Origin of the sequence: Streptomyces sp. SID11385 (genome assembly GCF_010548245.1) — a bacterium.
Taxonomy (GTDB): domain Bacteria; phylum Actinomycetota; class Actinomycetes; order Streptomycetales; family Streptomycetaceae; genus Streptomyces.
Window position 1 is genome coordinate 19,685 of record NZ_JAAGLR010000780.1, and the last position, 7,439, is coordinate 27,123.

4 protein-coding genes are annotated in these 7,439 nt (G+C 69.7%); all 4 read right to left on the reverse strand.

Translation table 11 applies throughout. The features are described from left to right. Positions 1 to 142: 142 nt before the first annotated feature. The gene (locus tag G3I42_RS23980) at positions 143 to 3,802 is read right to left on the reverse strand and encodes a LamG-like jellyroll fold domain-containing protein (protein ID WP_164289180.1); all 3,660 of its coding nucleotides are present in this window, start codon (positions 3,800 to 3,802) and stop codon (positions 143 to 145) included. Then, on the reverse strand, positions 3,799 to 5,349 hold the full coding sequence (locus tag G3I42_RS23985) for an FG-GAP repeat protein (protein ID WP_164289181.1): 1,551 nt from the start codon (positions 5,347 to 5,349) through the stop codon (positions 3,799 to 3,801). Before G3I42_RS23985 ends, G3I42_RS23980 begins: the two co-directional genes overlap by 4 nt. Before the next feature lie 659 nt (positions 5,350 to 6,008). Beyond that, positions 6,009 to 6,740: a VOC family protein gene (locus G3I42_RS23990; protein WP_164289183.1), complete on the reverse strand. Its 732-nt coding sequence runs from the start codon at positions 6,738 to 6,740 to the stop codon at positions 6,009 to 6,011. Then, a partial coding sequence (locus G3I42_RS23995; RefSeq protein ID WP_164289185.1) for a TetR/AcrR family transcriptional regulator occupies positions 6,737 to 7,439 on the reverse strand: 703 nt, incomplete at its 5' end. The genes G3I42_RS23995 and G3I42_RS23990, both read right to left, overlap by 4 nt.

A 7,439-nucleotide genomic window follows, 5' to 3' on the forward strand; every position in this document is an offset into this window, starting at 1 on the left:
AAGGGTGACGATCGTGCCGCGAAGCGCGGGTATGCGTCGCGGGGCCCGCCAGGGCGTACGCATCACAGCTCCAAAGGGGAGTGAGAGGGAGAAGCGTGCAAGGAGAGGGGCGGTGGGGGCCCGGGCGGGCCCCCACCGTGCGTTACGCGGATTCTTCGGGCGCCTGGTAGGTGCCTTCGATGCTTTCGCCGCTGGGCAGCACGGCGACTGCGGGCAGGGTGGCCGGGTCGAGCGCGCCCTGGAACACGCGTACCTCGTCGAGGGAACCTGCGAAGTACGAGGAGCCTGTCGTCCCGGTCAGGGAACGTCCCACCTGGACGCTGGTCGTCGAGAAGTCCCAGCTGTTGTCCCAGGCCGTCCGCGCCACCAGGTCCCCGTTGACGTAGAGGAGCAGGTCCCCGAAGGCGGCGGCATAGACGACGGCCAGATGGTCACCGTTGCCCTCGCTGTTGGGGGCACCGGCCTGAGTGGTCAGAGTGGTCACCTTGGCCGCAGTGCCGTCCTCCGCCGTGGCGCGGAGTTTCCAGCGGTCGGCGGCGGCGTCGTACACCACCTGCACCGCCCCCTCGGCCTTGCCCGCGAGCGAGAGCGCTGTGAGGTCCTTGCCCGAAGTGGTCGTCGCCAGCCGGGCGCGCAGGGCGAGCGTGAAACTGCCCTGCTTCGTCAGGAACGGCGACTCCGTGCTGGGCGGCGGTGCCATGCTCGCGTAGCCGCTCACCCCGTCGAGCTCCAGATCCCCGTCACCGGCCAGCGGCTCAGCCGGCGGGGGCGGGCAGTCCGGGTCAGCACTCGCGTCGCACGACTCGTCGGGCAGGTAGATCTTCGCGCTGCCGCCCAGGGTGAGCGGGTTGCCCCCGTACGCCTCGGGGCTGGTCCTGTCCGCCTCGCTGTCGAGCATCCAGTACGCCCGCTGCACCGAGGGGACATCGCTCAGGTCCTGGCCCTCGGCGGCCGTGACGACGCGGTCGAAGACGTTGACGTCGGCGATGCCGCCCTTGAAGTTGTTGGTGTACCCGTCCAGAGCGAGCTTGCGCCCGATCTGGAGCGGACCCGTGGCACTCCACTTCGTACGGCGATCCTCGACGTCGTCGTTCACACGCTGGCCGTCGACGTAAAGGACCATCTTTCCCGTCACCTCGTCGTACGTGGCGATCAGGTGCATCCACTCGCCGAGCGTGACGCGCCCGCCGGAGACCTTCCAGGTGCCCATCGTGCGCACGTCGGTCAGCGGGGTCCGGAAGGTCCACGACTTCGTGTCCACGTCGTAGCCGAGCTCGAAGCCCGCCTCGCCGGTGCCGTCCTGGCTGATTACCGTCACGTTGTCCGTCGGTGCCTTGTCCGCGCGCACCCAGGCCGCGACGGAGAAGGAATGCGACGTGTCGATGGCAGGCTTGCCCGCATCCAGATAGGCGTTCTCACTGCCGTCGAACGAGGCCGCCTTGTCGGCGCCCTTGTGGGGGCCCTCCGCCCCGAAGGTGACCCCGGCACCGGCCTTCGCGTCCGGGGCGCCACTGGTGCCCGCCGCGCTTGTCGCGCCTGCGGCGTCGCCCAATGCCCAACTCGCTACCGGCGCACGGCCGTCGGCGACGAGGAAGGTGTACGACATCGCTGTTTTCTGCGCGTTGCCGGCACCGTCGACCGCCTTGGCCTCCACCGAGGCCGGGCCCTCGGCAGGGGGCATCCAGCGCACCGTCACCGCACCGCCCGGGCTGGAGGGTGTCGCCGTGCTCCAGGCGGAAGAACCCAGAAAACGGTACTTGTAGGCGGTCACATCCGTGGAGGGCGAATCGATCGTGAACGACCCGTAGTCACCCACGCCGGCGTGCCACACGTCGTCGTCCGGGTATTCCTTGGAGGTGATGACGGGTGCCTTCGGCACGGTGGAGTCGTAGATGAACTCGCAGCGCGTCGCGCTGCCACCGGAACTCCACGGCCCCCAGTGCTTGCCGTCGTAACCACGCACCTCCCAGCCGATCGTGACGTTCTGCGGCAGCGTGAAGCCGGCCTCGCCATCGCCCGACACGTCCGAGCCGACCTTGTACTTGAAGGTGGCCACACCCGTCTGCCCACTCGCGGAGGCGTCCTTCGTGCTCTGCGCGGGCATCGTGGCGTACTTGTCCTGCCGAGTCCCGCTCTGCGTCCAGAAGACGTGGTACTCGGCCTGCACCTTCTCGGAATTGCTGCCGAGGTCACCGTGGTCGTAGTCCTTGATCGCGGAGTTCAGCATCGGCGCCTCGGACACGTAGTGCTCGTCCGCCTTGCCGTACTCGCACGAGCCACCCGGCGACATCGTCAAGTCGCGCATGTCCGGCTGCAACGGCGGCCGGTTATAGGTCACTTCGAGATGCGCGTTGCCGCAGAAACGCTTCCAGTACGAGTAGTCGCCCTCCTCGCCGGCGGCCAAACGGAACGTGGTGGTGTCCCAGCCGCTGTCGGCCGCCTTCTGCAAGGTGTCCGTCACCGTGAAGCGCACGTTCTGGTTCGTGGACGTGCACGAACCGGCCGGGTTGGTCGGCGACTGCGAACCGATGGTCTCCTTCGACGAGGGCTGGTTCCCCCAGTTCGTACCGGAGTTGATCGCGCTGCCACCGGAAGAGTTCACCCGGCTCAGCACGACCGAACGGGCCGAGGAGCTGTAGGTGTGCACCATCGTGACGGCGAACTCCGCCTTCACGATCTTCTTGTCCTCGAAGGTCGCGGTCGGGATCGCGAAGAACTGCCGCTTCCTGTCGTCGCTGGACGCGCACTGGTAGGAGACGTCCGCCGGGCAGCGCCCCACGCCTTCGTCGTCCTTGAATTTCCAGAACTCCGACGAGGACCAGTACGACGAGACCATCGCCCAGGAGGAGCGGTTGGCCGTCTTCGTCACCGGGTCGATGTAGACGGGGTAGACCGTCTTGTCGTCCTTGAGCAGTGCGTCATCGGGAGTGAGCCTCAGCTCTCCGGCGCTCACATCCAGGCCGACATCCGCGACCTTCGCACCCTCGGACGGCCCGGAGGCCTCCTCCAGCCCCGTCTGCGAGTCGGTGCTGGAACGCTTCGCTGCCTGACCGGTGGTGCCGCTGGAGTCCCACATGAGCGGCTGGGCCGCCTCGAAAACGGTTCCGCCGGTGGCCTCGTCGCGCGCGGCCATTCCGCCGTCCGCCGTCTCCTCGACACTGACACCCTCACCGTTCAGCGGCAGGGTGAGGGTGGCGAGTTCCGGCTGTGCGGCGGCCTCCGCGTTCTTGACGACCAAGACGTGGGAGAACCCGTCCTGCTCCGCCGTGACCTTCAGGTCCACGCCGTCGAGCACGTCCGGGTACAGCAGGGACGAGCCCTCGGCACGCGGCTCCGGCAGCGTGCCGGGCCAGTCCAGGGTCAGTTCCCGGCCGTCCTTCTCGATGCGGGCGAAAGGCCCGTCGCCCCCGGAAGAGAACGACATGGTGGTCAGCGCGGCCTTCGGTGCCCACAGTCCGTTCTTCCCGCGCGCGAGTGTGGTGTCGATCCCCGTCCATTTGCCGTCCTTCTGCACGCGGACAGGCTGGACGTACTGGTTGGCGGTGAAGGTGCCATCCGGGTTGGCGTAGGTGGTCGTGTACTCGTCCCGCAGCGACTCGACCTCGACCGCTTCGCCGGTCTTCTCCGCCAGCCGCTGGGCGTCGTTGGCGCCCGCGGCACTGTCCGTCGTCCCCTCATCCGCTGCGGCTTGGACGCCACTGCGGGGCTGAGCCGGCACGGCTGGTGAAGCACCGAGCGAGACCGCCAGCAGGGAACCGAGCGCTGTGAAGAGCAGGGCGGATTGACGTCGTCGTGTTCTCATCCGAGCTCCCCGAAGGTGGCGCCCGCGTCGGGGATGCCGTTCGTACCGGGCTTGAGCACCGTGGCGCTCGTGGACCCGCTGTCCACGTCCTTCCAAGGCGCCACGTACAGAACGCCCTTCGTGCTGTCGGCCGCCTTGCTGAACGGCACGCCGACATACAGATTCACGGAACCCGAGTGCAAGGCGGTCCCGAGGTAGTCACGTGCGGTCGCGGTGCCCGGCAGGGTCGTGGAGCCGCGGGAAATGATCTTGTCCGCCGAGCCCGGGTTCGAGTCCAGCGGCCGGAACACCTGGATGACGCCCGCGTCGGCACCACCCGTGTCCCTCCCAGGAATCCCGACGGCCAGGCGCATCGTGGCGCTCGCCGTCACCACGTCCGTGTCGAGGTTGTCGATGGCGAGATCCTGGCCGAAGTGATCGGCCGCCGCGCCCGTTCCGTCGACATCGGTGATGTCGGGATGCAGGTAGGCGCGCTGCGTGAGCGTGCCGTCCGGCTGGATGCGCAGGACGAGAACGATTCCCAGGCCCGCCTTGCCGCCGATCTCCTCGGCCGGCGCGCTCACCGCGAGCAGTGCGTCGGAGTTGTACGTCTGATCGCTCGGGCGGAAGTTGGTCATGTCCAGCGTGGTGCCGAAGACGTCCCCGGTCTCGGCGGTGTCGCTGATCCCGGCCGTGTTCTGGTCGATCCCGACCAGCGCCTTGGGGTGACCATCGACGATGGACTGCGCGAAGACCGTCACCGCCCCCGCGTACTCCTCGGTCCCGATCGCCTCGCCCGGGGCCCCGACAGCGAAGAAACGATTCGTCCCGGCAATGGAGGAGCCGAATTCGTCGTGCGCCTCGACGACGCCCGGCACGCCCGGCGTGTCCTGGTGCACGGCGTACCGCTTCGTGCCGAGCTGGTAGTCCACGACCCCCGCGTCGGCGTAACTCGTGCCGTCGATCGTGATGTTCTCTCCGGGAACACCGACGAGCAGGTACGGCTCTCCCGAAGACGCCGTGCCGCCTTGCAGCGCGAACCCGAAACGGTCGTACGCCTCCGTGGCGCTACCGGGATCGAACTCCGCCTGCCCATAGGCGTCGACCTTCGACCCCGTACCGAAGTTCGTGGGGGACCCATGGATGATGCGGATGGCGCCCGCGTCGATCAGGTTCTCGCCATCACGCGGGACATCTTCCAGAGGGGCCCCGATGACGAGGTCACTGCACCCGTCCGAGTCGATGTCCGTGAAGGCTGTCGACTGCCCGAACTGGTCACCCCGTTCCGGCGACGCCCCCATGCCAGGGCTGGCCTGAGTCAGCTCCACGGCGCCCTTGTCCCCGCCGAACAGCACCCGCACGAGCCCCGCCCGCTTCGCGCCGTTCACCGTGGCCTGCGGATCCGCCACGATCGTGTCGGTCAGACCGTCCCCGTTGAAATCGCTGACGCCGCCCGCACATGTCGCCGCGGCCGCTGGAGCGGCCGGTGCGACGACCAGCCCTCCCAGCAGCACGCCGGACACGAGGAGCCCACAGGCCCAGCGCCCCACCCCGCCCCTGCCGCCCATCCCCACCCTCATCACATCGAACACACAAAGGTCGCCACAAGGGCACCTCTTGTACACACCAGCAACGGGCAAAGGTTTCTGCGCGGGTGACCGGCTGTCAAGGTTTGCTCACCATAGAAGCCGCGAAAGAGCCAGGGGCAATTGCCGCATTGCCTGGCAATTACATTTACTCAAAAAGTGACTCCCCTCACAGAAGATCGGCCCGGTCTCAGCGGTCCCGACCGGGCCGGGCCGCACCCGCGCCACCGCCAGGTGCAGGCCAGGAATAGGGCCAACAGGTCGCGAGGCGGGCGGGGCCAGGGGCGCGACAGACACGGGATCTCGCTCGGCGAGCGGGTCGAGCCGACCCAAGACGCGCACCGGAGGAGATCCGTCCGGCAGTGCGCACCGACGTGGTCGTCGGCGGGTGCGGGAGCGATTCAGTGCGGCGGGGCGTGAGGGCGGGGCCGGGCGGGCCGGCGTCCCGGCCCGTGGGGCTCAGCCCTCTTTGGTCAGCGGCGGATATGCGTCAACGTTGCCGCAGCAACGGCGCGCTCGATCTGTCACTCGCGTGGGTGCGTCGTTGGGAGGTCGTTCAGGGAGAGGCGGGCGGCGAGGACGCATTCGTCGGGCGGGCCAAGGGGTGAGGCGGGGGGATGAGGCGGGGTCTGCCCGCCCCCTCACTGCTCCGGCGAGCGGTCCGTCAGGCAGTACTCGATGCCGGCCGTGTCCCGCATCACGTGCCACTCCGCGCCCTCGCGGACGTAGGTGGCGCCCGCGAGTTCGTGGCGGGCGCGGGCCGCCTCGCGGTCGGCTGTGGCGAAGTCGATGTGGGCGCCGGCGGGGCGGTCCTTGGCGAGGCGTTGGGCGAGGATGCGGAAGGGGAAGTCGCGGGCCGTGCGCAGGTGTTGGTACTCGTCCTGGTTGGTCGGCTCGGCCTGCCAGCCGGTCATGGCGGTCCAGAAGGCGACCTCGTCCTCGTACGCCGAAGGGCCGATGTCCAGCGTCACCTGGTCGAGGCGCGCGCCGCCGAAGCTCGGCGGGGGGACGTTGAGCCCGTCGTCGTAAACGACGCAGAAGGCGAGGCCGGCCGGGCTGCGGAGCACGACGAGGCCGGGCTCCTCGTGCTCGGTCAGGGCGCCGAGCCCGGCCGCGTTCCGCGCGAAGCCCTCGACGTCCGCGACGCCGAGGTCGAGGTGCGTACCGCCCCTGCCCTCGCGCAGCGACTGGTGCTTGAGGACGGCGTCGTACGGCTCGGGCGGCAGGAACGTCACGAACTCGCCGTCCTCGCCGCGCGGCTCGGAGACCTCCGTACCGGTCACGGCGGCCCAGAAGGCGCGGTCGCGGTCGGCACCGGCGCGCGGGCGGTCGACGAAGGCGTACCCCCAGTGGACGGGGCTGCTGCTGCTCATGCGGTCGGCTCCTCGCTCGGGTTCTCGCTCGGGTTCTCGGCCTTCGGTGGCGTCGTGAGGTAGAGGGCCATCATGCGGGCCGCCTCGGCGAGGACCCAGTCATCGCCGCGCGGGTCCTCGCGAAAGGCGCGCTGGAGCAGGTCGTCGAGCGCGTCGACCGCCATCGCGACACGCCGCTCTGCCTCGTCGGTGGCGGGGAGTCCGTAGTGGGTGGAGAGGGCGCGGTGCACGAGGGCGGCGACGCGCGCGTTCGCCCCGTCGCTCAGTTCCCGGGCCTCGGGGAAGCGCGGCGGGCCCGCGAGCCACAGGCTGCGGAAGCCCGGCTCGGTCCTGAACCGTTCGGCGAAGGCGTCGACGAGGCGGCGGATCAGGCCCTCGACGGTCTCGCCGGGCGGGTGCTCGGCGGTGTGCCGGGCGACGAGCGTGACGTGGCTGTCCTGGAACTCGCGGGCGAGCGCGGCGGCGACGGCTTCCTTGTCCGGGAAGTACCGGTAGAGGGCCCCGACGGAGATCCCGGCCTCGGCGGCGATGTGCTTCGTCGTGATCTCGCCGTACGGGCGCGTGTCCAGCAGACGCATGGTCGCGGCCTTGATCCGGGCGACCTTCTCCCTGCTGCGGCGCTGCTGCGGGCGCTCGCGCGGGGCGAGGGACGGGGCGGGCGGCGCGGCGGAGAGCTCGGCGTGGGGCGCGGCGGCGGGG